Annotated in this window: 27 protein-coding genes; 1 reads left to right on the plus strand and 26 read right to left on the minus strand. The window is 46.7% G+C overall.

Going from position 1 to position 23,663, the window contains the following annotated elements; genetic code table 11:
• Nucleotides 1–253: 253 nt before the first annotated feature.
• From aroH to mtrB, 12 genes are all read right to left on the minus strand, one after another.
• Nucleotides 254–631, minus strand: coding sequence for a chorismate mutase (gene aroH, locus ACTHPG_RS13350; protein WP_036607677.1), 378 nt, complete (start codon nucleotides 629–631; stop codon nucleotides 254–256).
• Nucleotides 632–636: 5 nt separating this feature from the next.
• Entirely contained in the window at nucleotides 637–1,731 is a 1,095-nt protein-coding gene (gene aroB / locus ACTHPG_RS13355; RefSeq protein WP_440389882.1) for a 3-dehydroquinate synthase, read from the minus strand.
• Nucleotide 1,732: 1 nt separating this feature from the next.
• Complete coding sequence (gene aroC, locus ACTHPG_RS13360; protein ID WP_017687707.1) at nucleotides 1,733–2,902, minus strand: chorismate synthase; 1,170 nt, start codon at nucleotides 2,900–2,902, stop codon at nucleotides 1,733–1,735.
• Nucleotides 2,903–3,080: 178 nt separating this feature from the next.
• Complete coding sequence (locus ACTHPG_RS13365; protein ID WP_339307322.1) at nucleotides 3,081–3,875, minus strand: CheR family methyltransferase; 795 nt, start codon at nucleotides 3,873–3,875, stop codon at nucleotides 3,081–3,083.
• 25 nt (nucleotides 3,876–3,900) lie between these two features.
• Nucleotides 3,901–4,344 carry a nucleoside-diphosphate kinase gene (gene ndk, locus ACTHPG_RS13370; RefSeq protein ID WP_017687704.1) on the minus strand — a complete coding sequence of 148 codons (444 nt, stop codon included), beginning with the start codon at nucleotides 4,342–4,344 and terminating at the stop codon, nucleotides 3,901–3,903.
• Between the two features lie 154 nt (nucleotides 4,345–4,498).
• Nucleotides 4,499–5,473, minus strand: a complete 975-nt coding sequence (locus tag ACTHPG_RS13375; protein ID WP_017687703.1) for a polyprenyl synthetase family protein — start codon at nucleotides 5,471–5,473, stop codon at nucleotides 4,499–4,501.
• A 344-nt stretch (nucleotides 5,474–5,817) separates the two neighbouring features.
• Nucleotides 5,818–6,438: a UbiX family flavin prenyltransferase gene (locus tag ACTHPG_RS13380; protein WP_440389884.1), complete on the minus strand. Its 621-nt coding sequence runs from the start codon at nucleotides 6,436–6,438 to the stop codon at nucleotides 5,818–5,820.
• Nucleotides 6,439–7,305: a UbiA-like polyprenyltransferase gene (locus ACTHPG_RS13385; protein WP_440389885.1), complete on the minus strand. Its 867-nt coding sequence runs from the start codon at nucleotides 7,303–7,305 to the stop codon at nucleotides 6,439–6,441.
• Nucleotides 7,298–8,026 carry a demethylmenaquinone methyltransferase gene (locus ACTHPG_RS13390; RefSeq protein WP_264927490.1) on the minus strand — a complete coding sequence of 243 codons (729 nt, stop codon included), beginning with the start codon at nucleotides 8,024–8,026 and terminating at the stop codon, nucleotides 7,298–7,300. Before ACTHPG_RS13390 ends, ACTHPG_RS13385 begins: the two co-directional genes overlap by 8 nt.
• Nucleotides 8,027–8,041: 15 nt before the next feature.
• Nucleotides 8,042–8,905, minus strand: a complete 864-nt coding sequence (locus tag ACTHPG_RS13395; protein ID WP_440389886.1) for a heptaprenyl diphosphate synthase component 1 — start codon at nucleotides 8,903–8,905, stop codon at nucleotides 8,042–8,044.
• A 101-nt stretch (nucleotides 8,906–9,006) separates the two neighbouring features.
• A complete protein-coding gene (locus tag ACTHPG_RS13400) occupies nucleotides 9,007–9,558 on the minus strand; it encodes a hypothetical protein (protein ID WP_440389888.1) in 552 nt (183 codons plus the stop codon).
• A gap of 121 nt (nucleotides 9,559–9,679) precedes the next feature.
• Nucleotides 9,680–9,901 (minus strand): trp RNA-binding attenuation protein MtrB, encoded by a 222-nt coding sequence (gene mtrB / locus ACTHPG_RS13405; RefSeq protein ID WP_017687697.1) that lies wholly within the window; start codon nucleotides 9,899–9,901, stop codon nucleotides 9,680–9,682.
• A 147-nt stretch (nucleotides 9,902–10,048) separates the two neighbouring features.
• Between mtrB and ACTHPG_RS13410 the strand changes: the two genes are divergently transcribed.
• Nucleotides 10,049–10,210 (plus strand): hypothetical protein, encoded by a 162-nt coding sequence (locus ACTHPG_RS13410; RefSeq protein WP_440389890.1) that lies wholly within the window; start codon nucleotides 10,049–10,051, stop codon nucleotides 10,208–10,210.
• 66 nt (nucleotides 10,211–10,276) lie between these two features.
• Here the strand turns inward: ACTHPG_RS13410 and ACTHPG_RS13415 are convergent, their stop codons facing one another.
• The 14 genes from ACTHPG_RS13415 to rpsA all read right to left on the minus strand — a co-directional run bounded on the left by ACTHPG_RS13415 (nucleotide 10,277) and on the right by rpsA (nucleotide 23,640).
• A complete protein-coding gene (locus ACTHPG_RS13415; protein ID WP_024630670.1) occupies nucleotides 10,277–10,549 on the minus strand; it encodes an HU family DNA-binding protein in 273 nt (90 codons plus the stop codon).
• A gap of 216 nt (nucleotides 10,550–10,765) precedes the next feature.
• A complete protein-coding gene (locus tag ACTHPG_RS13420) occupies nucleotides 10,766–11,752 on the minus strand; it encodes an ABC transporter permease (RefSeq protein WP_062835197.1) in 987 nt (328 codons plus the stop codon).
• On the minus strand, nucleotides 11,749–13,266 hold the full coding sequence (locus ACTHPG_RS13425) for a sugar ABC transporter ATP-binding protein (protein WP_440389892.1): 1,518 nt from the start codon (nucleotides 13,264–13,266) through the stop codon (nucleotides 11,749–11,751). Before ACTHPG_RS13425 ends, ACTHPG_RS13420 begins: the two co-directional genes overlap by 4 nt.
• 110 nt (nucleotides 13,267–13,376) lie before the next feature.
• Nucleotides 13,377–14,474 (minus strand): sugar ABC transporter substrate-binding protein, encoded by a 1,098-nt coding sequence (locus tag ACTHPG_RS13430; RefSeq protein WP_440389894.1) that lies wholly within the window; start codon nucleotides 14,472–14,474, stop codon nucleotides 13,377–13,379.
• A 217-nt stretch (nucleotides 14,475–14,691) separates the two neighbouring features.
• Nucleotides 14,692–16,170 (minus strand): stage IV sporulation protein A, encoded by a 1,479-nt coding sequence (gene spoIVA, locus ACTHPG_RS13435; RefSeq protein ID WP_017687692.1) that lies wholly within the window; start codon nucleotides 16,168–16,170, stop codon nucleotides 14,692–14,694.
• Between the two features lie 452 nt (nucleotides 16,171–16,622).
• Nucleotides 16,623–17,402, minus strand: a complete 780-nt coding sequence (locus ACTHPG_RS13440; RefSeq protein ID WP_440389897.1) for a hypothetical protein — start codon at nucleotides 17,400–17,402, stop codon at nucleotides 16,623–16,625.
• A 46-nt stretch (nucleotides 17,403–17,448) separates the two neighbouring features.
• Nucleotides 17,449–17,799, minus strand: a complete 351-nt coding sequence (locus tag ACTHPG_RS13445) for a 2Fe-2S iron-sulfur cluster-binding protein (protein ID WP_440390244.1) — start codon at nucleotides 17,797–17,799, stop codon at nucleotides 17,449–17,451.
• A gap of 17 nt (nucleotides 17,800–17,816) precedes the next feature.
• Nucleotides 17,817–18,434 (minus strand): hypothetical protein, encoded by a 618-nt coding sequence (locus ACTHPG_RS13450; RefSeq protein WP_440389899.1) that lies wholly within the window; start codon nucleotides 18,432–18,434, stop codon nucleotides 17,817–17,819.
• Between the two features lie 83 nt (nucleotides 18,435–18,517).
• Entirely contained in the window at nucleotides 18,518–18,697 is a 180-nt protein-coding gene (locus ACTHPG_RS13455) for a DUF2768 family protein (protein ID WP_036607705.1), read from the minus strand.
• A 173-nt stretch (nucleotides 18,698–18,870) separates the two neighbouring features.
• Complete coding sequence (locus ACTHPG_RS13460; protein ID WP_017687687.1) at nucleotides 18,871–19,146, minus strand: stage VI sporulation protein F; 276 nt, start codon at nucleotides 19,144–19,146, stop codon at nucleotides 18,871–18,873.
• Between the two features lie 103 nt (nucleotides 19,147–19,249).
• Entirely contained in the window at nucleotides 19,250–20,290 is a 1,041-nt protein-coding gene (locus tag ACTHPG_RS13465; protein ID WP_253438642.1) for an NAD(P)H-dependent glycerol-3-phosphate dehydrogenase, read from the minus strand.
• Entirely contained in the window at nucleotides 20,283–20,906 is a 624-nt protein-coding gene (gene plsY, locus ACTHPG_RS13470) for a glycerol-3-phosphate 1-O-acyltransferase PlsY (protein WP_076209908.1), read from the minus strand. The genes ACTHPG_RS13465 and plsY overlap by 8 nt, the downstream gene beginning before the upstream one ends.
• Before the next feature lie 11 nt (nucleotides 20,907–20,917).
• A complete protein-coding gene (gene der / locus ACTHPG_RS13475) occupies nucleotides 20,918–22,240 on the minus strand; it encodes a ribosome biogenesis GTPase Der (RefSeq protein ID WP_440389902.1) in 1,323 nt (440 codons plus the stop codon).
• A 185-nt stretch (nucleotides 22,241–22,425) separates the two neighbouring features.
• Nucleotides 22,426–23,640 carry a 30S ribosomal protein S1 gene (rpsA, locus tag ACTHPG_RS13480; RefSeq protein WP_062835205.1) on the minus strand — a complete coding sequence of 405 codons (1,215 nt, stop codon included), beginning with the start codon at nucleotides 23,638–23,640 and terminating at the stop codon, nucleotides 22,426–22,428.
• Nucleotides 23,641–23,663: the final 23 nt, after the last annotated feature.

Genomic DNA, 23,663 nt, shown 5'->3' on the forward strand with positions numbered 1-23,663 from the left:
AGTCATTGATTGTGTAAGTACCAAAATATATCAAAACAAAAAATGTCCTTTGACAAATTTGTTCGCCCTGTTCCTGTTACAACTTCCGTAGCACGACGTACCGTGAATCAGTTGACCGGTTTCTGTTGCACCGGTTACCACCCACTGGACTCTGCTATATACTCAACTAGCTCAGCTGCTCTCAGCTCAATCTCTACTCTACTCAACTGGTTCTCACTATACATCATTATGTTCCGTTTGACAACCCACTTACTTATGAGCCTGAAGGTGTTGCCAAATCCGGACGTAATGCCTGTGCACCGTTCAGATACACATGGTTGATTTCATTCTGAGCTTTGTTCGTATTCACATGTACCATGAAACGAATGCACTGCGCCAAGGCACCTTTAACAGGAACTTCCAGTGCACACATTAGGGGTACGAGCTCCCAGCCATCCAGCTGGCGGATAGCTTTTGCCGGGAAAGCAGCATCCAGATCCCCAGTTAATGTAATCCACACACTGCAGATATCTTCCGGTTGGATCTCATTGCGATCCACGATCTCCTGCAACAATACAGCCGTTTCCTTCAAAATCTGTTCTTCATTGTTCTGCGTGACTGTTGTAGCCCCGCGAATTCCCCGTGTGACCATTGCTGTTATTCTCCCTTCCTGAGCAATTCAATGACGTCCCGAACTGCCGAGACAGGTACGTCCTTCACTATTCTTGCAGCCCCGATCCGATCAGGAACGATAAACACCATATGACCTTCACGGAACTTTTTGTCATGCATCATCGCTTGCATCAATGCATCCGTGTCCAGATGCGCAGGCATCGTTGTAGGAAGGCGGAGTGAACGCAGCATGCGGACTGTATCTGCATAGAGTCCTGCTGGCGCACCAAGCTTCTCACCAAGCAATGCTGAACCAGCCATACCGATGGAAATTGCTTCTCCGTGCAGGAATTCTCCATAACCGGCAATCGCTTCAATGGCATGACCAATCGTATGTCCCAGGTTCAATAACGCACGTTCTCCATTTTCACGTTCGTCTCTGGAAACAATCTCTGCCTTAATACCACACCCGCGCTCCAAGCCGTATTCCAGTGCTTCCGGATTAAGCGCAAGCAACTCTTCCGCATGCTCCTCACACCAATGTGCAAAAGCCTCATCACGGATCAGCCCGTGCTTCAGCATCTCTGACAAACCTGCCGAAACATCTCGTGGCGGCAAAGATTGAAGTGTGTCCACATCATAAAGTACAAGCTCAGGCTGGTGAAATGCACCAATCATATTTTTGGCCAGCGGATGATTGACAGCCACCTTGCCGCCCACACTGCTGTCATGCGCCAAAATCGTCGTAGGTACTTGAACAAACTTGATTCCACGCATATATGTAGCGGCAACAAAGCCAGCCAGATCACCTACGACCCCACCACCTAGGGCCAGAATCGCAGAACTCCGATCCAGTTTGCCTTCGATCGCGACTGTCATCATATCCTGGTATACCGAAAGGGATTTCGATGTTTCACCAGAGGGGACAACCGCCGATACGACTGTATAACCAGCCGTACGCAGCGTTTGCTCCAAACCTGACAAGTATTTGGGAGCTACATTTTCATCTGTAATGATGAGTAACGGACTTTTTTGGGTTAAGCCATATTGCTCAAAATATTGAGGGGCTTGTGCCAATAGGCCGCTACCAATCAGAATCGGATATGAGCGTTCCTCCAACTGTACCGTCAGCTGACGCATATTAGTAATTCTCCAGTTGAGCGTTATAGCTAGCAACGTTAGCACGGATCTCTTCCATGGAATCCCCGCCGAATTTCTCCAGGAATGCCTTGGCAATTTCCCAAGCAACAACATGCTCCATAACCACACTCGCTGCAGGTACAGCACAAGCGTCTGAACGCTCAACCTGAGCCGTAAATGCTTCTTTCGTATCAATATCGACACTTTGCAGTGGCTTATACAGCGTTGGGATTGGCTTCATCACACCACGTACAACCACTGGCATTCCGTTCGTCATACCACCTTCGAACCCACCCAGACGGTTGGTTGCCCGGTGGTAGCCGCGCTCATCCGTATGCATAATTTCATCATGCACCTGTGATCCTCGAATGACTCCGGCTTCGAATCCGATACCAATCTCTACACCTTTGAATGCATTAATGGACATGACCCCTTGAGCGATTCGTGCATCCAGTTTGCGGTCGTATTGAACATAACTCCCCAAACCAATAGGCACACCTTCAACGATACATTCCACGATTCCTCCGATGGAATCGCCTTCTTGTTTAATCTGGTCGATATAGGCTTCCATCTTCTTCTCTGTCTCAGCATCCGTAACACGTACAGAGGAAGCTTCTGTCACCGCGATCAGTTCGTCAATCGGAAGGTCCTGATACGGAGCTTCGATCTCGCCAATACGAAGTACACGTCCAGCTACCTTGATTCCGAATTCTGCCAGGAATTGACGTGCAATGGCACCACAGGCCACACGTACCGTTGTCTCACGTGCACTGGAGCGCTCCAGTACGTTACGCAGGTCTTTGAGATTGTACTTGAGTCCACCGTTCAGATCAGCGTGTCCCGGACGAGGACGATGAACGCGACGTTTCTCTTCGTCACTACCTTCGATCGGCTCAATATTCATAATATTCTGCCAATGTTTCCAGTCATTATTTTGAACAACCAGCGCTACCGGAGCACCTGTTGTATATCCGTGACGGATACCACCAACGAAATTCGCCTGATCCTTCTCGATCTGCATCCGGCGTCCACGGCCATATCCCTTTTGGCGGCGGTGAAGCTGGAAATTCAGTTCTTCAAAATCAATCGTCAAATTACTTGGCAATCCTTCAATAATAGCGGTCAATTGGGGTCCGTGCGTCTCCCCTGCGGTCAAATAGCGTAAACTCATAATACGTTCCCCCTTTAAACTGTTAAACTTCACATTGCTAAAATCCCATAATTTCTTTGCTTATTATAGTATAGCTGACCGGCTTTGACAAGAAAGTCGGCTCTTTCTTGTACTTGCTATACAAATAACCGCCTGAACACATGTACATGTGCTTCAGACGGCTGAACAACCATTATCATTATTTTTTCCGATAGAAGAATGTCTCTGCTGTCTCCAGACCATATTGTCCCGGCGAGAAGATCTGCTCCGTACTGCCTACAAACAAAATACCACCTGGACGCAAACTTGCTGCAAATTTGTGATACAACAGGTTTTTGGCTTCCTCGGTAAAATAGATCATGACATTCCGGCATACAATCAGATCGTATCCATCATCAAAACGGTCCACGAGCAAATTTTGTTTCATGAACTTGATCGAATTCTTGAGTTGCTCATCAATACGGTATACCAAGCCATCCTGCTTGAAGTAACGGTTCGCCGTTTCCTTTGGCACATCCTTAAGTGAGCGTTCCATATAACGCCCTTCCTTGGCTTTGGCCAATGCACCTTCATCCAGATCACTTGCCGTAATCGAGCTTTCTTTCAGAATACCCATCGTGTCCAGAATCATGGCGAGTGTATAAGGCTCTTCTCCTGTTGAACATGCTGCACTCCAGACCTTCACACGGCGCTTGGAGCCCAACAGCTCAGGCAGGATCTCGTCCCGCAGGACTTCCCAACGATTGGGATTACGCCAGAATTCCGACACGTTAATGGTCATACGATCAAGGAACTCGTAAAACAATGATTTATCTTTCTGCATAGCATCAAAAAAGTTAGAAAATGTATGAAACCCGTTTTTGTTGCGAAGTGTGGTCAGCCTTCTTTTCATTTGGCCTTCCTTGTATTGAGCAAGATCAATGCCTGTGCTCTCTTTGATTTTACGAATGAATCCGGTGTAATCCGGGTCTAGTAGTTGTTCTTGCTCCAGCATCGTGTATCACCCTTTTGGCTAATAATTACAACCAGGCTGCGATGCTCTTGTCGTATACCACCAGTTCATCTGAAGCGAAGAAATTGGCTGCTTCACGGGAAGCACTTTCCGGTGAATCTGCCCCATGAATCAGATTATGTGGTGTGTGGCTGGCGAAGTCTCCGCGAATGGTACCCGGAGCCGCTTCCTTCACATTGGTTTTTCCGATGACAATGCGCGCAAGCGCCACAATGTCGTCCCCTTCCCACACCATGGCAAACACAGGCCCTGATGTGATAAAACGAACCAAATCATCGAAAAACGGTTTGCCCTCATGTTCAGCATAATGGCGTTTGGCCTGATCCTCAGACATCTGCACCAATTTGCCTGCCACCAACTTAAATCCTTTGTCTTCCAGACGGCTAATAATACGACCGATCAATCCACGCTGCACACCATCCGGCTTCACCATCAAAAATGTACGATCCATTAGCTCACTCCTCACTCACGGTTCAAAGTTAATCACTATGTAAACGCAATCCCTCTGATTGTAACATACATGTCCAAATCCTCCCAATGAGGAATCTCACAGGTCTGTTCATCTTTGGGTATGAGCAAACTGAGAGTCGAAGGTCATACAATGTTTAATGCGTGCGTTTAACCACAAAATGAGCGATATCACGCAGGTTTTTGGTCGTCTTGATGTTAGGTAGCTGATCGAGAGCATCGAGCGCTTTCTTCATATATCGGTCAGCAAGGGCTTCTGCTTTAGCAATTCCTTGACTTTGGCGAATCATTCCAATGGCATCCGATGCACTTGCCCGCCCTTCTTCATGCTGGACACGGGAAATCTCCTTAAGCAAAGGTTCCCGCAGATCGGATTCTTCTAGGGCATAAAGTACAGGAAGAGTGATATTCCCTTGCTTCATGTCACTGCCAGGTGGTTTGCCGAGTTGTTTCTCGGTACCTACCAGATCAAGTACATCATCTTGAATCTGGAAAGCCATTCCCACATTATATCCATACGTATACAGCAGGGAAGATACATGCTCAGGCGCACGTGTGGCCAATGCCCCTAGCTGACAGCTAACGGCAATCAGAAGTGCCGTTTTGCGGCGAATCCGCAGCAGATAGTTACGAACACTTTGTCCCGTATTGAAAAAGTCGCGAATTTGCTCCATTTCACCAATGGACATCTGTACCATGGCTTTGGCAAGAATACGATGAATAGCTGGATCAGATAATCCGGCAGTCATTTCAAGTGCCTTACCATAGATATAGTCTCCAGTGTACATGGCAATCCGATTATCCCATTTTGACTTCACCGTGGGCTTGCCTCGGCGTGTTTCCGCATTATCAATCACATCATCATGAACGAGGGACGCGGAATGAATGAGCTCCAGTGGAACCGCAACCAGCTTCAGACGTTCAATGTCATATGTACCAAATTTCCCGCCAAGTAACACAAAAACGGGCCGCAACCGTTTTCCTCCTGCTTTGAGCAAATGTAGTGACGTTTCGCTCAGCAGCTTCTGTTCTCCTCGTACACTGCGATACAACTCTTTCTCAATGTAATCCATGTCCTTTTTTAACAACCCGAAAATGTCCAATAGTTTCATTCGTTCACCCGTATCAGCGTATTGTCAGTCCATAAATCCATGCTTACCTTCCCCTCCAGCAAGTCGGGCCTGCAGGCATTACGAAAAACCCGTCTTACCGTTCTTGCTTGTGTTTTTCTATAAGGTAATCTAACGTAATCTTCTTCTCCGAATGTCATGGCCGACACCCGGGAATTAAACTCTGCGACTTGTTCTGAAACAAAATACAGAAGTTGCCGGAGCATGGGTCAAGACTGTGGTTCATGAAGACTCCCCATCAGCACTCACCAATACCCCGGGATTCGGGGGACAAATAAACCGAGTAATACTTTGGCAAAAAAACTGCCTTGTATCGGACTCAGTCATTATCCCCTTTCATCCGGTTCTCCCCATCTTGTAAACAGTTGATGTGGGATGCGCAAGCTATCCAGCACTTTCCCCACCAAAAACAAAATCAACTCATCCATCGTCTGAGGTTTGTAATAAAAAGCAGGCATAGCCGGTATCATCCGTACACCAAGACGAGAAAGCTTCAGCATGTTCTCCAGATGGATTGCATGAAGAGGCGTCTCACGTGGCACGAGAATCAATGTTCTTCCCTCTTTCATCATCACATCGGCTGCCCGGGACATCAGATTATCCGATGATCCCTGCGCGATGGACGAAAGAGTTCCCATAGAACATGGCATGATAATCATGCCGTCGGCCAGATAAGAACCACTTGCAATGGAGGCCCCTATATCATTCACAGGATGATAGATCAGAGAACCGGCGCGGTTGCCGAATTTTTCTTCAAGCACCGCGTCCCGATTCGTCACATCCCAATCCAATTCTTCTTTCAGTACACGCCACCCTGCATTGGATATGACCAGATGAACGTTATATTCCAAATCAAGCAGCGTTTCAATTAATCGAATGCCGTATATGCTGCCACTCGCTCCGGTAATTCCGACAACCAGTCGTTTATTGTCCGGCTGCTGCACCATTTATTTCACCGCCAGATCAATCAGAGTGAACGTAAATACGATTAAACTAAGCAAACTGTTCATGGTAAAAAATGCGGTTTGAACACGGCTCATATCATTAGGCGATACAATATAATGTTGATAGAAAAGAATACCATACGTTACCAACATACCTGCACCATACCACCAGCTCAGATCTGTTATCAACAATAAAACAAGAAAACCAACTGCAGTAATTACATGGAAGAACTTAGCGATCTGCAATGATTTGACCAGGCCAAAACGGGAAGGTATCGAATGAAGGCCTTCTCCTTGATCGAATTCCAGATCCTGACACGCATAGATAATATCAAAGCCCGCTGTCCAGAACACAATCGTAACGTACAGCACAATCGCTGTCCAATCCATCGTACCCGTTACAGCTACCCAGCCACCAAGTGGCGCCAAACCAATCGTCATCCCAAGAACGACATGGCATAACCATGTGAATCGTTTGGTATATGAGTACAGTACAAGCATAAACACAGCAATAGGCAACAGCTGCATGGATAATACATTAAGATTGGATGAGGCCCAGAATAACAATATAAATGAGATAATGACAAATATAACAACTTCCCCATTTTTCAACAGTCCTGCAGGGATTGCTCTCATCGCGGTACGCGGATTTTTGCCATCAATCGCTTGGTCAATAATCCGGTTCAAACCGAATGCTGCACTACGTGCGCCAACCATCGCAAGCAATACCCACATAATCTGCATCCAGCTTGGGAAGGTATCATTCACTACCATGGAGCCGAGAATGGCCCCCATAAATGCAAAGGGTAAAGCAAAAAGCGTGTGTTCAATCTTGATCATTTCTAAAAAGATGCGAATTTTCCTAAACATGCTGATTCTCCTTGGTTCCAATATGCAGTGCCGCGATACCTCCGGTCAGAGGGTAGGCCTGCACTTGCTGTAATCCAGTCTCCGCAAAAATGTCTGCCAGTTCCTTCCTTCCCGGGAAAATGGCAAGTGAGTCCGGCAACCATTTGTACTGCTCAAAACTTTTAGCAAAAACTTTGGCCAGATTCGGTAAAACCTTCTCAAAATAAAAATAATAAATGCCTTTAAACGGCTGCCAAGTTGGCTTGGACAATTCCAGACACACAACCATACCGCCCGGTTTGACCACACGTTTCATTTCAGATAACACTTGTCTGAGATCAGGTACATTGCGAAGACCGAATCCAATGGTCACATAATCAAATGAATTGTCTTCAAAAGGAAGTGACATGGCATTTCCCTGTGTCAGGGTAATCTGCTTCTGACGTTGCACCGCATTAATCTTCGTCTGTCCGACCTCCAGCATGTTACTGCTGAAATCTAGTCCGTGCATGTGCCCGGTTTCACTTGCCTCTGCCATAGCAAGCGTCCAGTCACATGTGCCGCAGCACAAATCAAGACCGGTATCGCCTTTGGACATATTCATCTTTTTCATGGTGAATTTGCGCCAAGCCTTGTGTCTGCGGAAACTTAGAATATCATTCATGACATCATATTTTCCGGCTATACTCTGAAAAACCGAATGGACATATTCTTCTTTCGGTTTGGTCTCTCCGCTCCCCATTCGTCTGTCTCCCCCTCAATCTTCCCTTACTGCCGCATGTGAAGGTTGCAAATATGCCAGGTAAGGCTCAAGAATTGCATGGATCTCATGCAAACCCATCCGCCCTTCCTCGTCTTGCAACAACAGTTGAATGCGGTGTGTACACTCGCGAAGCTTGTCCAGCAAAACCTCGCTAACCCTATGCTTCAGCACCATAGCGTTCCATGCACGTGCATCCGGTTCAGACTGGCGGAGCACATTGCGCTCATCGTCATTACCATGCTCGTAGATGTGCCAGTATGCATAGCTGTGAAGATATTGTTTTTCGTCATTCATCCGCTTCAGTTCTTCCACGATCGTTTCGCACAAACTGAATTCGGTCAACAGGCTGTTCCATAGTGACTCTTCGTTCTCTCGAATCATGCCTGTAAATGAAAGAAACAGCTGCATCCTCAGCTGTACCGTTTCACGCAAGTATTCGTCAGCCGAAACGAGAAGCTTCTTCATCCGTTCATACAGCGTCATCTTGCGTGCGTTCACTTCGGATACAGCACCACTGAGTTTGCCAATCATTTCAATTCTGCCCGCTTGGGCAAGCAATTGATAAAAACGGCTACTTAAATAATCTCCGGCGAGTACATTCAACTGGCGTGAACGCATCTCCTGCTCTCTCCGCTCACCGGAAATGGTATCGATTCGATCATGCGTATCCATGGCCAACTGAACGAGCGAAGTTGCAAGAGCATATAACTCTTGATGCACCTTTTCGTCTGTGCGACCCACAAATACCTGCAACAGACGTGCCCGGCTATCCGGAAATGATGGGATTTCCGTATGTTGTCGAATCATGTCGTAATCCGTATATTTCTTTGCTAGTTGGGGTACGCGATATGAATTCATTCTCAGCCTCCGAGCCTTAACATTGTTAAACCATTTCTGCACTACAATCTTATATATTATAGCATATGTTGATCAGCCACGCACTGAATCCTGCTATTCTATTACCCCTGACTTGTCATTTCGAACTGCTTCTTCCAGAGTTCGGTCTCCATCAAGTGAAACCAATCCTTTAATTCATCTGAAAAGGTTGCACTTTTCCAGTTCCGTAATGTTTCAATCGCATACAGGGGCCACTCTCCACGCCGAATGTCAGCAGCAAGCAACAGATGTCGTTTATGCATCCATTCATCTTCTGCCATCACACGCAGCAGCACCTGATCCACGTTATCGAGACTCCGAAAGCCCAGATCTGCCACAGCTGCCATATTCTCGTAGATTTCAGTGTAACTTGTACCCGTTCCTTTAACTTTGAGGTCCAGCCTCAAAATGGACTGTTTCCATTCCACTCTTGCAATGGGTGTAGAGAGTTTCATGGAGCTTAGCACATCAACGAGATTGTCATTCGTTAGTTGAACTGGATGGTGTGATGCAGAGGCAGGTTGTACGTTTTCCCCACCCCATGTACGCATATGTAAGTTTTGTATCGCAACAAGCAGAAAGACCGCCGCAACCGTTGCCAGCACTGAAGCAGTAACAATCATCCGCGGTTTCATATACGCCTCCCTGCCTTTACCTGTTAGTGTAGTCTGTCCGGTAAAGGCTCATACCTCATTGTACAATGAAAAAAAGCAGGCTATGCCTGCAATCTTCACTTGAATGTACATATTCTGTCCATTACTCCGATTCAATCTGTCCATGCTTGGTTATCAGCGTGGCTTTGCCCCGGATTTTAATAGCTGAAGTATGAGTGGTAAATTGCGCAAACATCACTTCACCCTTGTCCAATTTCTCGGTGTGGTGAAAACGTGTATCCTGACCTCGGGTTAATCCGATCACCTGGACACCATTTTCCTCTGCCTTAATTACAATATAATCATTGCCGGTTGGATGATCCATCACGCATGTCCCCTTCTTTCGTTCGATAGCGTTAATGATGATTAAGATTGTTTCATTTGTCAACCTGCACCTTATACGAATGAACCGCAAGAATCGGCTACCCTCGGGTCATACTAAAGTTGGACAGCCACAGAAAGGAGAATCTACATGAAGTACACCCCTGCCGCACTTACAGACAAGCATATTCAACAGTTAAAAGAAATTGAACAGCATCTGTCTGCAGCTGCTGGCGAAGAACTGATTCTGGTTGCTTATACCGGGCAGCCGGATGCTCCTGAGTACTCGGATAGCCGCAAGGACCTTCGTTAAAGGGCAAAAGAAAAGGCCGTGAACAAGTCACGGTCTTTTTGTCGACATATGGAATATGTAGAAATCTTATTTAATTCCGTCTTTGAGCGCTTTACCTGGTTTGAATGCAGGAATTTTGCTCGCAGGAATTTCGATTTCTTCACCTGTTTGCGGGTTGCGTCCTTTACGTGCGGAGCGCTCGCGAACTTCGAAGTTCCCAAAACCAACCAATTGTACTTTATCTCCGCTTTGAAGAGCCTCAGAGATTGCTTCGAATACGGCATCAACCGCTTTCGTTACATCTTTCTTGGACAATTCAGTTGCTTCAGATACGTGTGTAATCAAGTCTGATTTGTTCATTTGTTTTCACCTCCTGTATCAATGTCCTGAATGTTATACTGTGTTTCCGTTTTATAGCGAAATATACGTTCATACGCAAAAAATCTACGTACATCTTGAGCGCTGAACACAAATCTCCGCCTGCGGTCAACAGTCATTTTCGGCAGAATGTCGTCTGAAACCACGGGCATTTCAGACGCCGAACAAATTTCATACTAATACAGACAGCCCACAATTTCAAGTCCGGTTGCGGTTTAAGACGTAAAATGTAACCGCCAGGGCAAGCACGAGAACCCCACCTTTTACAATATCATGGGTGAAATACTGTACGTTCATCATCGTTAACCCGTTCACAAGAACACCAATCAGAACCGAACCGATGAAGGTTCCGATGACATTCGGTTTACCCGCACCGAACACAGAGAAACCGACAAATACTGCAGCTACGGATTCCATTAACAACGGTGATCCCGCATCAATTTGCCCAGATCCCACTTTGGAAGCATAGATGATACCACCGATTGCTGCAAACACTCCAGCAGCTACATAAGCGAGTGTACGCACCTTTTTCACCTTGATTCCAGACAAACGTGCAGCTTCCTCATTACCGCCTGTAATGTACATTTGGCGCCCATATTTCGTATACGTTAAAAAGATATGCACACCTATTACCGCAATAAGCAGCAGGATAACCGATATCGGCATACCCAGCCATTTGCCCTGCCCTATCAGCAGGAATGTCGGGTCCATCTCTCCTGCAGCTTTGCTCCCATCAGGGAACTGCATGTGATTGTAAATGGTATATCCCTGTGCATACGTTTTGTGAATCCCTCCAATGATGTACATTGTCGCAAGGGTTGCCAGCAAATCCGGGATACGCAATTTTACAATGAGCAGTGCGTTCAGCAAACCAATAACAGCACCGATAATCAGTGGCACGATAATGACGATTGCTAGCGGTTGTTGATACCATATCATTAACGAAGCAGTAACGACGGTGGTCAATGAGACCGTCGCCCCTACCGAAAGATCAAATCCATCAACAATGAGAGATAACGTAACACCGATCGCTACAAACGTGACGATTGAAATCGAGCCCAAAATATCGGTCAAGTTACTGTACGTAAAGAAATAAGGCAATTTAATGCCGAAAAATGCGATAACACCAATAATGACTATAATCGCCCCGTAACGGAACGCAAAATCCAGTGATTTATCCTTCATGACTGCACCTCTTGTCCACCGCTTGCATAGTATAGCAGCTGTTCTTGATTAGTCTCGCCTCGTTTGAATTCTTTCACGATAACACCTTCGCACATGACAGCGATTCGGTCGCCAATTCCCATGCCTTCATCCAGTTCACAGGTGAAATAGATTACACCCTTGCCCGCCAAAGCCAGTTCATTGATGATGCGGAAAATGTCACTTTTTGCTCCAATATCTACGCCTTTGGTTGGCTCATCAAATATAAATACATCCGCATCCGCATTAAGCCATTTACCAATGGCTACCTTCTGCTGATTACCACCGCTTAGGTATTTCACTTCCTGCTTCACTGACGATGTTTTAATTCCAAGCTGTTTCACCAATGACTCTGCGTTCAGCCGTTCTCGCTTGCGGCTTACGAAACCTAATGTACTAAGATGGCTTAGCAAAGGCAGACTTAAATTCCGTTCCACGTTCTCCTGAATCAGGATTCCCTGCTTACGCCGCTCCTCCGGTACAGAAACAATCCCCAGAGCCGCCGCATCCGCAGGCTGAGACAGGCTGAGATTGCGGTTGTTAAGCCGGATCTCGCCTCCCTCCAGCCGATCTGCACCAATCAGCAATCGAGAGCTTTCCGTTTTACCCGCGCCTACCAGACCCACCACAGCGAGAACTTCACCTCGGCGTACAGAGAGATCAACACCTTTAACCTTCACTCCACGACGAAGTCCACGTGCCTCCAATAGCAGCTCCCCCACGGGTGCTTCCGTCTTCGGAAACTCTTCTTCAAATGGTTTGCCCAGCATCTGAGTAACCAAATCGTTGATCGTCAGTCCCTTTGCTTCACTGGTAAATACATGTTGCCCATCTCTCATAACCGTAACGCGGTCACAGTGACCTGTCACTTCAGCAAGGCGATGGGTAATGAAAATGCAGGCTACCCCCCGCTCCTTCAGCAGATGTACAATTCGGAAAAATGCGTCCGTTTCTTCCTGACTCAGTGGTGCAGTAGGTTCGTCAAAAATGATAACCTTGGCGTCCTGAATCAAAATCCTCGCCAACAGTATCATCTGTTTTTCTGCTAGCGTCAGATCGGCCACTTTCTGGTGAACGGATATGTCCGCCCCTAATTGCTTTAACGCCTCAACCGCACGCTGTTGCAGCTTCCGCGGACTTTTCCACCATCCCCCGGCAGGTGAAGCCAGCTGATCCAACATAATGTTCTCCGCAGCCGTCAACTGTGGCACCAGTGCCGCATCCACTTCCTGATACACACAGTGAATCCCACTTGCCTTCGCGTCTCCCGGAGAACTTAAATGAAGTGCTTCTCCACTCAACTGAATCGTACCCTGATCCAGTGGATAGGCACCCGACAAGATTTTCATTAATGTGCTCTTACCAGCACCATTGGCACCCAACAGCGCATGAATCTCCCCACCTTTTACAGAGAAATCCACATCCTTCAGTGCAGGAATACCTGAAAACTGTTTGTGGATATGTTCCATTTGAAGCAGGATTGGTGCAGTGCTCATGATGTTACCTCCAATCGTTCCCTTCCGGGAGCTTTCCCTTTTTCATCCAAACTCCATATCTTCATTATGTTTGAAAAAGCGCGCCTTGCGGCGCGCTTCCCATACGCTGCTTATTTAGCAGTGATTCCGTATTCGTTCATCCAGTCCTTGATTCCTTGTGTGCTGCCACCCCAACCTTCAACGAACTCTGACAGCTCCGAAGTAGAGATTTGTTTATCTGGCAGAGCTTCACGTTGAACGTAGACCGGGTTAAGCACAACTGCATCTTCAGTCTCGTCCCCGTTCAGTTTCTGATAAGCATAACGGACTTGAACACGACCAATATCCGTTGGATCAACAGCAGCAGAAGCGACCCAAGGATTTTTAGGGTCCTGAATCATTTGCAGATCCTCGTCACTCATATCGATGCCATACACTTTAATCTCGTCACGTCCAGCCTGTTGAATCGCGCGCGCTGCACCTTTGGCGAACTCGTCCCATGCAGCCCATACGGCTGTAATTTCACCTTTTGGATATTGCTTGAGAATTGCTTCCATTTTGGCTTGAGTATCCAGTGCCGGGTTCTGGGCAGAACCGAATGTTGCTATTTCCTTGATGTCCGGATTGGCTTTCATGAATTCACCGTATGCAATCTGCCGGCGTTCCATCGGTGCGAAACCAGCTACCCATACTTTGACAATATTACCTTGTCCATTGATATCTTTTTTCATCTGCTCCAGCGTCAGTTCAGCCATCTTCTGGTCATCCTGTGACAGCACTGTAGCTCCCGGGACACTAATGGCTGCGTCGAATACAACGACTGGAATATTCTGTTCTACTGCCTTCTTCACGCCTGGCTCTAATAGGGAATCCCCGTGATCCGTAAGAATGGCATCGAATTTCTGGTTAATTGCGCTATCAAGCAAGGATACCATCTTCGCTTTGTCATTATCGGCAACAAACGTCGTCAGTTCGCCACCGAATTTTTCGATTTCTTGCTTGACTCCTTGTACATATTGCTGCGAGAAGGTACCTGTATTGAATTCCATAATAAGTGCGATCCGTTTGCCACTTAGAGGGCCTGTAACTGCTTCCGTTTTTGGAGTATCCTCTGCTGCACCCGAAGCCGGAGTTGCTGCTGGTTCTTTTTTGATTCCGCAAGCGGACAGCGCCAATGTAAATACTAATAGCACACTCAACCATAGCCATTTTGTCTCTTTTCTTTTCATCTCTGTCTCCCCCTGTCCACTCTCTGTGATCTCGATCACAATAGTTGAATATTAATATAACGGCTAATTCCTAGTATGTAAATGGGTTTTAGCAATTTAAAGCTAAAACTCGCTAAGTTTTTTTGAAAGCACCATTCTTCCCATCCATTTCATCCAAAATAAAGAAATCACATAAAAAAGACCGCAAGGGGATTCCCCCTTACGGTCTTTTGATGTCTTACAGAATGATAGCGATCAAGCCACCTGAACCTTCGTTAATGATTCTTCCCAGCGTCTCTTGCAATTTGTATCTTGCATTATCCGGCATCATGGCAATCTTGCCCTGAATTCCTTCTCGCACGATGGAGTGCAGTGAACGGCCGAACATGTCTGAATCCCATACCTTGATCGGATCGTTCTCGAAGTCCTGCATCAGGTACCTCACCAGTTCCTCACTTTGTTTCTCCGTACCAATGATTGGAGCGAACTCCGATTCCACATCGACCCGGATCATATGAATGGACGGTGCCGTTGCTTTCAGGCGTACGCCGAATTTGGTGCCCTGACGAATAAGCTCAGGTTCATCCAGAGCCATCTCGGCGAGAGATGGAGCAGCTATGCCGTATCCGGTCGTTTTGACCATTTCCAGCGCTTCTGCGAAGCGATCGTATTCTCTCTTCGCATGCGAGAACTCCTGCATTAATTGCAGCAGATGATCCTTGCCGCGAATCTCGATGCCGACCACTTCCACGAGGATCTGATCATACAGTTCATCGGGCGCATACAGATCAATTTCGGCTACTCCCTGCCCCATATTCATACCGCTCAGGCCTGCTCGATCAATGAATTCATATTCCATGAACTGAGCGACAACCCGATCCACATCGCGAAGTCTGCGAATATCCTTCACGGTATCCCGCACAGAGTTTTCGTAGTTGCTGCGCAGCCAGTGAGTCTCGTTCAGCACCATAACCCAGCTCGGCAGGTTTACATTCACTTCATGCACAGGGAACTCATAGAGCACTTCACGAAGTACACCCGTCACATCATCTTCCGTCATCGTGGCAGCACTGAGTGTCATCACCGGGATGTCGTATTTGGCAGCAAGTTCACTACGCAATTGCAGGGCTTCTTCACTGCGAGGGCGTGTGGAGTTGATGACCAGGACAAACGGTTTACCCACTTCTTTCAACTCCGCAATAACCCGTTCTTCGGATTCCACATAGGAACTGCGGGCAATTTCGGCGATGGTGCCATCTGTTGTGACCACAACACCCAGTGTGGAATGCTCCTGAATGACTTTGCGAGTACCAATCTCTGCGGCTTCCTGGAATGGAATTGGCTCTTCGAACCAAGGCGTGGAGATCATGCGCGGGCCATTCTCATCCTCGTATCCTTTGGCTCCTTCCACCGCGTAACCTACACAATCCACAAGGCGAACATTGACATCAAGTCCTTCTGCCACCTTGATCTGGACTGCGTTATTTGGTACGAATTTCGGTTCGGTAGTCATGATGGTTTTACCCGCTGCGCTCTGTGGAAGTTCATCCACTGCACGGGCACGATCAGCCTCGCTTGCGATGTTAGGTAATACGATCGTTTCCATGAATCGTTTAATAAATGTTGATTTTCCCGTCCGGACTGCGCCGACAACCCCGAGATAAATATCCCCTCCGGTCCGCTCAGCTATGTCCTTAAAAATGTCCACTTTCTCCAATGAAATCCCCTCCCTAAATTACTCCGAAGGAAAAATGCTAAAGAGCATCCGCTTCGTTTTTTCAATCAGAAGACTGAAATCCCTGCAACGGTAGAGCCGCCTTTGTGAGTGCCCGGAAGTCGTCCGCCGCCGAACGTTGCATTCTGATGAAACCGGCGAGAGCGGCGTTAACTCGTACATGCAATTGGACTAGTATCATCTTATGTATCCGTATGCGGCAATATGACGCGTATTTTTGTTTTTTTATCTTATGGTGATGACATTAGGAGAATCCCCCGATCTCGGACTGTGCGTCTTTATTTCAATCTACTTTATGTGATCCGTGAAGCTTTTATGACTGTTACTGCTCATTGTAACTAAAGAAAAGAGATACCCCCTATTTGGAATACCTCTTTTTGAACCATTAAAGCTACAGTGGTCATACAGCCAGATCATTTGAATGGAACCCATGCTTATTTAATTGACTGTGCAACCGGTGCATTATTTTTCCAAGTGTAGAAAACAGATTTTACAGGTACGAAGTACGAGTGCTCCAACAGAAACCCCCGAACATCTTCGGTCTCAGCTGGAGACACGTCAGACTTCTCCACGGCCTGCATAATGTCAAAAGCATAATCCACATAGACTTTGCCCTGGTCATCCATCATAAAAGGTAACGCCTGACCCGAATATACACTGTTCAACGTAATGGAAGGATTGCCTGCCTGTGCAGCCTGATCCATATCAACTGCATATAACCCCGGATACAGTTCTTCCCCACTTGGCAGCTTATTGTTATGTACGGACTTATATTGATTAACCATTCGCTGTACATCATTCACTTTCTGCACGGTCAGAAGATCCATCACTTTAACGGTGGGATTCACTTCTTCATCCTGAATCAGGAAGTAAGCGCTACCACCGCTTTCAAAAGCCGTTCCCGGTATTTCATCCAGATACCCCAGTTGCTTTAACTTGGGCAGATCCACTCTGAACTTTTCGTATTTTGGCGTTTCCATATCTGCATTGATGATTGGCAAAATCCCCTCATCTTGCTGGAATGCCTCTACCGCGCTCTGGATACGGCTCACGCTTTCCCGATAGGCTACCTTAGGGTCCGAATTGCTCTGCGATGGATACATGCAACCACTTGCTGTAAAAGCAAACAACAGGAATAACAGCAGACCGCCCATCTGATGCGTCAGACGCTGCCGTTTGTTTCCTTCCACACATTTCGGTTTCTTCCTAATCATCCATGTCCTCCTTGAATAACTCATTAGAGAATCAATTTCAAACCGCTCAGAACCAGTCATCATCCTGTTGCTGACGTTCCAGTTGTTTCCGAATGGCTGCCTTCAGCGGGTCCTCTGGAACATGAACTGATAGAGATCCACATACCTTGGCCTGACAGGACAGTCGTGTACCTGCTTCCAATAGCGAACCCAGCTTCCGCTTTTCTGCATCCGTTGGCGGGTACAGTTCCGCCCGATATTCTTCGTCCACATTCACTTTGCACATCAGGCAAGCCGCTTTCCCATCACATCGGGTCGTAATCTTGACTCCGGCACGTCGTGCTGCATGCAGAAGTGTTGCCCCTGGTTTGAGCGATATCGATTTGTTCATCGGTAAAAAAGTAACTGTATAATCCATCATTTTCCTCCCTCAACCTAAGGTGACCATGCAAAGCCAACAAGGTCTTCCACTTCGGTTCTGAAGCGGCTTGTCCATACATTCTGTTGACTCAAAAGCATCATTATAGGTTGATGAACATGTGGTTGCTGACGCATCTGTGAAGCAATGGGTACATAACGATCTTCACGGCCTCGCAGCAGATTAAACAACAGCTCATGTGCAAGCGGCATCAGTCGCAGGGTATATGAACCCACTTGTGCTACTGGAGCATGCGGAGCAAGTACATGTTCAATCTCGATACGGTACCAACTTTTGCGAGCCCATATTTCGAAACCTCCCACCAGTTCCAGCGCACATTCACCCACCTGATAGTGACTTAACAGAGAAGCATACGGTCCTGTTTTATCCACTGTAGGCTCATCAAGCATTTCCCCCGGAGCGATTCGGTGAAGTTCCTTAGCTGCTGCAACATCAGCATAAATATCAATATCTCTCGGAGCTTGTTGTAGCTCTACCCCCTGAAGCAGCAACCCACAGCTCCCTCCAAGCAACCATGTCTGTGGCTGTGTGTTCCAGGCTTTGGCCGTTTCCAGCAAAGCCGCGTGTAATTCCGGATAACGCTCAGTCCGACTCTCCGTATCATGCGGCCTCATAGGCTCACACTCCCCTCATCCGTGTTCATTGTGTCAGGTCTTATGATGTGCTTATGCGGATGTTATCCTTCAGGCATAGGAAATCAGGTCAGAGAAGCGATTCCACCGAACAAGCCAATCAGCATAATCAAAAATGCAATTAAGGAAAGAATCCCCCGTACTATACCTTTTGTTTTGGCACGAGCAAACGTAATCAGGAATACAGATAGTCCCATAATGAGGATGGCCACCAATGACAGCCACATCTTGTCCATTGCGCTCATAATCCAACAGTCTCCCCTTCAGTCCAATATTCATCACTGACACTGTGACAATTGCAACCATTATAACACGAAATTCAGTTCAACTTTTCAAAAAAAAGACAAAAAAGCAAGCCGGCAGGAGCCGACTCGTCTTTTTGTCTTACTGGATCACCTGCACAAGCAGGCGTGATCTATTATTTTTTCATCATCATTTTCATTAACGATTCCATACTGCTCGGATTCAATCCGCTTTTCTTGACCGCACTCACAATATCCTTAACCGTATCCTCAGATACCGGAACTTTCGCCATGGCGGATACTTGTTTGATCAATTGGCGCAACTGAGCTTCATTCTGAATCGTCGTTGGTTTCACCGTGCTAGCCAATTTCTTGACGGCACCTTCTGTAATTGTTTTACCCGTTTTCTTGTTGATTGCATTCAGCGCATCTTTAGAAATGTTGTTACCCATTCGTCTCCCCTCCTCCGGCAATACTCATGTGTATAGTATGAGTCAGCGACAGAAAAGGTGAATAAGCTTCTTATTTCACAAGGTACGTTTAGGCTGATTACAATCAGGAATGCCACTGTTCCCAGGTTTCAAGCTTCATGACTTCCATTTCAGTTTTCGGGTCACGTCCCATCAAGGCTTCAACCGCATCACGCGGCTGTCTCTCCTGGAATAAAACGTGATACAACTGGTCCGCAATCGGCATTTGCACGCCGTATTTTTGCGAGATGAAATAGGCAGCCTGCGTAGTTCGAATGCCCTCTACCACCATGCCCATGGACTTCAGGACATCATCCAGCTTCTGTCCCTGACCCAACATGGAACCTGCTCTCCAGTTCCGGCTGTGCTGACTTGTAGCCGTTACAACCAGATCCCCGATTCCAGCAAGTCCCGAAAACGTTAGCGGATTTGCTCCCATCTCAACACCGATACGTGTGATCTCTGCCAGACCGCGTGTTAGCAAAGCAGCTTTGGCATTATCACCGAATTGAAGACCATCCGACATGCCTGCACCAAGAGCAATGATGTTTTTGAATGCACCAGCCAGCTCAACGCCGAGCATATCCCGATTGGTATAAACCCGGAAATAGGCATTCATAAACAAAGCTTGTGCAGCCTCGGCAGATGACTTATCGAGTGAAGCTACAACCACAGTGGTCGGACAACGTTTCACTACTTCTTCCGCATGGCTTGGGCCAGAAAGTACAACAACACGGCCTTCTTCACATTCAAGCTCTTCTGAAATGACTGTGGACATCCGTTTGAGGCTTTCTGTCTCGAAACCTTTAGTGGCATGAATAACTAACATTTCAGGCTTATAATAAGCCTTAAGCTGGTTCGTAACGGCACGCATGGCTGAGGAAGGCGCAACAATTAACACAGCTATGGCGCCTTCCACTGCCGCTTCCATATCACTTGTTGCTTGAATCCGTGGTGAAAGTTCCGCATCCGGAAGATAGCGAGTGTTGGTGTGCTTACTATTGATTTCGTTAGCCTGGTCTTCGCCACGTGTCCACATCATCACGTCCAACTGATTGGCAGCGAGTACACTGGCCAGAGCCGTTCCCCAGCTCCCTGCAACCAGAACAGCAACTTTTTTAGACAACTCGTTTACCCCCTCCAGGGTTTTTCGATCCCAATTTATTTTCCTGTCCTTTGGCGAGCTTCGCAATATTGGTACGATGTCTCCAGAACGCAAACAGACAAATAATCAGACTCCCCCAGAAGATATTCATGGAATATCCGGGTAATACCAAGATAAAGATGGGTGTGAATGCTACAAAAATCAGGGACCCCAACGAAACATATCGTGTCAATACAATAGACAGAATAGCGATCACCCCAGCACATAACGCAGGCAGGAAAGCAAGACTCACCAGAACACCAATAGCCGTGGCAATCCCTTTTCCTCCACGAAAATGGAAGTAAAGCGGCCAGTTATGTCCTGCAATGGCTGCTATACCGCTAAGCGCAGGAATCCATGCTGAACCGTCGCTCAGCCAGATTCCAATCCATACAGCTGCAACACCCTTAAGTACATCAAGTAGCAGAACAGCAATTGCCGGTCCTTTACCCAAAATACGCAACGTATTGGTCGCTCCTGCGTTTCCGCTTCCGTGCTGACGAATATCGATCCCCCGTATCGCTTTTGCAAGGAGGACACTAAAGCTGATCGAACCGAGCAGATAACTCAGTACAATCGCTGCGATTTGTAAAATCACACACTTCTCCCCTAACTTTCGTCGGACTTCTTCCGAGTAAATATGCGAATTGGTGTTCCTTCGAAATCAAACGCTGAACGAATTTTATTCTCCAAATAGCGCTCGTAAGAGAAGTGCATCAACTCAGGGTCGTTCACAAAAATAACCATGGTCGGCGGTTTAACTGCCACCTGAGTTACATAGTTAATTCTCATTCTCCGTCCTTTATCTGTTGGCGGAGGGTTAATCGCCACCGCATCAGATACCACGTCGTTAAGCAGATGGGTCTGCACACGCAATGAATGTTGCTCTGCTACCCGTTGCACAACCGGCAACAGTTTTTGTAAGCGTTGTTTTGTGAGGGCTGACAAGAATACAACCGGAGCATAAGTCATAAACAGGAAATGATCCCGAATTTTTCTCTCAAACTCTTTCATTGTTTTGTCATGCTTCTCTACCACGTCCCATTTGTTCACGACAAACAATGACGCTTTACCAGCTTCGAAGGCATAACCTGCAATATGCTTGTCCTGTTCAATAATGCCTTCTTCACCATTAATGACAATCAGAACAACATCTGCACGCTCAATCGCACGCATCGCACGCATTACACTATATTTCTCAGTTGTTTCATATACTTTACCACGCTTACGCATACCTGCTGTATCAATCAACACGTAACGTTGGCCGTCTTTTTCAAAAGGTGTATCAATCGCATCCCGGGTCGTTCCAGCCACATCACTTACAATGACACGCTCTTCCCCCAGAATAGCGTTCACCAGTGAAGATTTACCCACATTAGGACGTCCGATCAGAGCTACACGAATGACATCTTCATCGTAAGTCTCTTCCTCAAGTTCTGGCAACTTCTCCACAATAGCATCAAGCAAATCACCTACACCAGTACCGTGACTTCCGGATACGCCGATGGGATCACCGAATCCAAATCCGTAAAACTCATAAATGAGCTCACTTCGGCCGATATTATCCACTTTGTTAACGGCTACAACAATAGGCTTGCCTGAGCGGTAGAGCATCTCTGCTACCTCTTCATCCGATTGCGTAATACCTGCTTTTGCATCACACATGAATACAATAACATCCGCTTCTTCAATAGCGAGCTCTGCTTGCATTCGAATCGATTTTAAGATTACATCTTCACCATCAATTTCGATACCACCTGTATCAATAATACTAAATGGTTTACCGTTCCATTCACCGATTCCATATATGCGGTCACGGGTAATGCCCGGCTTGTCTTCCACAATGGCCAGTCTGTCGCCGATGATCCGATTGAAAATGGTGGATTTACCCACGTTCGGTCGTCCGACAATTGCCACAACGGGTCTTGCCATACATTCCACTCCTCCTGTCCATACTTACGATACTCATCATAGCAAAAAAGATATGTCTTGGCTAACGTTTCATGCCAATTTACTCGCAATAAAAACAATCGGCGAACCCGCCTTGGGCTCGCCGATCTTGCTTTTGTTATTCAGCAAAATATGCAGTATATAACTTAGAACCATGCATTGTTAACTTATTTGAATTTGCTGAGTTTGTCACCAAACAGTTCGCCGAGCGTAGTGCTCATTCCTTGATTGTTCAAGGAAACGTTTGGATTGTTGATTTCTTCACGCGGAGCGTTGTTTCTAGCTGGACGCTCTGATTTTTGTGGTTGAGCAGGAGCTTCTTCAGTTTCTTTGATGCTCAAGCTTACACGTTGCTCAGAAGGGTTCATGTCCAAGATTTTAACTTGAACTTCTTGTCCTTCTTTCAGCACTTCATGAGGCGTGCCGATGTGTTTGTGGGAGATTTGAGAAATATGCACAAGTCCCTCAACACCAGGAGCGATTTCAACAAATGCACCGAAGTCTACCAGACGTTTTACAACACCTGTTACGATATCGCTGGAATTGAATTTTTCGCTAGCTGTTTCCCAAGGACCTGGTTGAACAGCTTTCATGCTCAGGCTGATTTTGCCTTTTTCAGGGTCAACTTTCAGCACTTTCACACTAACTTTATCACCTTCAGACAGTACGTCGGATGGTTTTTCAACGTGAGTCCAAGCCAGCTCGGATACGTGAACCAATCCGTCAACTCCGCCCACATCAACGAATGCGCCGAATTGAGTCAAACGTTGTACTGTACCTTCGATCACTTGACCTTCTTGCAAACCAGCCATTACTGTAGCTTTGTTTGCTTCGAATTCTTGCTCCAATACGTCTTTTTGGGAAAGGATCACTTTGTTGTTCTCACGGTCGATCTCTTTCACTTTAACACGCAGTGTGCGTCCTTTGTAGTCGCTGAAGTCTTCAACGAAATGGCGTTCAACCATGGAAGCCGGGATAAATCCGCGTACGCCCACGTCTGCTACCAGACCGCCTTTAACAACATCACCTACAACAACTTCGAATACGTCTTGGTCTTCAAAATGCTTTTGCAATTGATCCCATGCGTTTTCGCTGTCGATTGCACGTTTGGACAGAACGAGTTTTTCTTTCTCGTCGTCGATGCTAAGAACTTTAGCTTCAACTTCTTGTCCAACTTCTACTGCATCAGACGCGCTGTCAACATGCAATGAAGACAGTTCACGAATTGGAATGACACCGTCATATTTATATCCAATGCTCACATAGGCTTGGTTATCTTCCAATTTGACGATGGTTCCTTTTACGGTATCTCCTTTTTTCAAGGAAACGAATTGATCCAACTCATCTTGGGTTGCTTCTTGATTTTTCATTTCTTCCGACATGTCAAATACCCTCCTCAATTCAA

Source organism: Paenibacillus sp. SAF-068 (assembly GCF_051967555.1).
Lineage (GTDB): Bacteria > Bacillota > Bacilli > Paenibacillales > Paenibacillaceae > Paenibacillus.

Bases quoted from the DNA above. Each gene is read 5' to 3' on its own strand.
- ACTHPG_RS13395 (WP_440389886.1), bottom strand. From the start codon at position 8,905: ATGAATTCATATCGCGTACCCCAACTAGCAAAGAAATATACGGATTAC.
- ACTHPG_RS13390 (WP_264927490.1), bottom strand. From the start codon at position 8,026: ATGGGGAGCGGAGAGACCAAACCGAAAGAAGAATATGTCCATTCGGTT.
- ACTHPG_RS13410 (WP_440389890.1), top strand. From the start codon at position 10,049: ATGAAGTACACCCCTGCCGCACTTACAGACAAGCATATTCAACAGTTA.
- ACTHPG_RS13440 (WP_440389897.1), bottom strand. From the start codon at position 17,402: ATGATTAGGAAGAAACCGAAATGTGTGGAAGGAAACAAACGGCAGCGT.
- ACTHPG_RS13445 (WP_440390244.1), bottom strand. From the start codon at position 17,799: ATGGATTATACAGTTACTTTTTTACCGATGAACAAATCGATATCGCTC.
- ACTHPG_RS13450 (WP_440389899.1), bottom strand. From the start codon at position 18,434: ATGAGGCCGCATGATACGGAGAGTCGGACTGAGCGTTATCCGGAATTA.
- ACTHPG_RS13365 (WP_339307322.1), bottom strand. From the start codon at position 3,875: ATGCTGGAGCAAGAACAACTACTAGACCCGGATTACACCGGATTCATT.
- der (WP_440389902.1), bottom strand. From the start codon at position 22,240: ATGGCAAGACCCGTTGTGGCAATTGTCGGACGACCGAACGTGGGTAAA.
- mtrB (WP_017687697.1), bottom strand. From the start codon at position 9,901: ATGGATCATCCAACCGGCAATGATTATATTGTAATTAAGGCAGAGGAA.
- rpsA (WP_062835205.1), bottom strand. From the start codon at position 23,640: ATGTCGGAAGAAATGAAAAATCAAGAAGCAACCCAAGATGAGTTGGAT.
- ACTHPG_RS13415 (WP_024630670.1), bottom strand. From the start codon at position 10,549: ATGAACAAATCAGACTTGATTACACACGTATCTGAAGCAACTGAATTG.
- aroB (WP_440389882.1), bottom strand. From the start codon at position 1,731: ATGCGTCAGCTGACGGTACAGTTGGAGGAACGCTCATATCCGATTCTG.
- ACTHPG_RS13425 (WP_440389892.1), bottom strand. From the start codon at position 13,266: ATGAGCACTGCACCAATCCTGCTTCAAATGGAACATATCCACAAACAG.
- ACTHPG_RS13420 (WP_062835197.1), bottom strand. From the start codon at position 11,752: ATGAAGGATAAATCACTGGATTTTGCGTTCCGTTACGGGGCGATTATA.
- ACTHPG_RS13455 (WP_036607705.1), bottom strand. From the start codon at position 18,697: ATGAGCGCAATGGACAAGATGTGGCTGTCATTGGTGGCCATCCTCATT.
- ACTHPG_RS13385 (WP_440389885.1), bottom strand. From the start codon at position 7,305: ATGTTTAGGAAAATTCGCATCTTTTTAGAAATGATCAAGATTGAACAC.
- ACTHPG_RS13380 (WP_440389884.1), bottom strand. From the start codon at position 6,438: ATGGTGCAGCAGCCGGACAATAAACGACTGGTTGTCGGAATTACCGGA.
- aroH (WP_036607677.1), bottom strand. From the start codon at position 631: ATGGTCACACGGGGAATTCGCGGGGCTACAACAGTCACGCAGAACAAT.
- aroC (WP_017687707.1), bottom strand. From the start codon at position 2,902: ATGAGTTTACGCTATTTGACCGCAGGGGAGACGCACGGACCCCAATTG.
- ACTHPG_RS13375 (WP_017687703.1), bottom strand. From the start codon at position 5,473: ATGAAACTATTGGACATTTTCGGGTTGTTAAAAAAGGACATGGATTAC.
- ACTHPG_RS13430 (WP_440389894.1), bottom strand. From the start codon at position 14,474: ATGAAAAGAAAAGAGACAAAATGGCTATGGTTGAGTGTGCTATTAGTA.
- ndk (WP_017687704.1), bottom strand. From the start codon at position 4,344: ATGGATCGTACATTTTTGATGGTGAAGCCGGATGGTGTGCAGCGTGGA.
- ACTHPG_RS13400 (WP_440389888.1), bottom strand. From the start codon at position 9,558: ATGAAACCGCGGATGATTGTTACTGCTTCAGTGCTGGCAACGGTTGCG.
- ACTHPG_RS13460 (WP_017687687.1), bottom strand. From the start codon at position 19,146: ATGGGTAACAACATTTCTAAAGATGCGCTGAATGCAATCAACAAGAAA.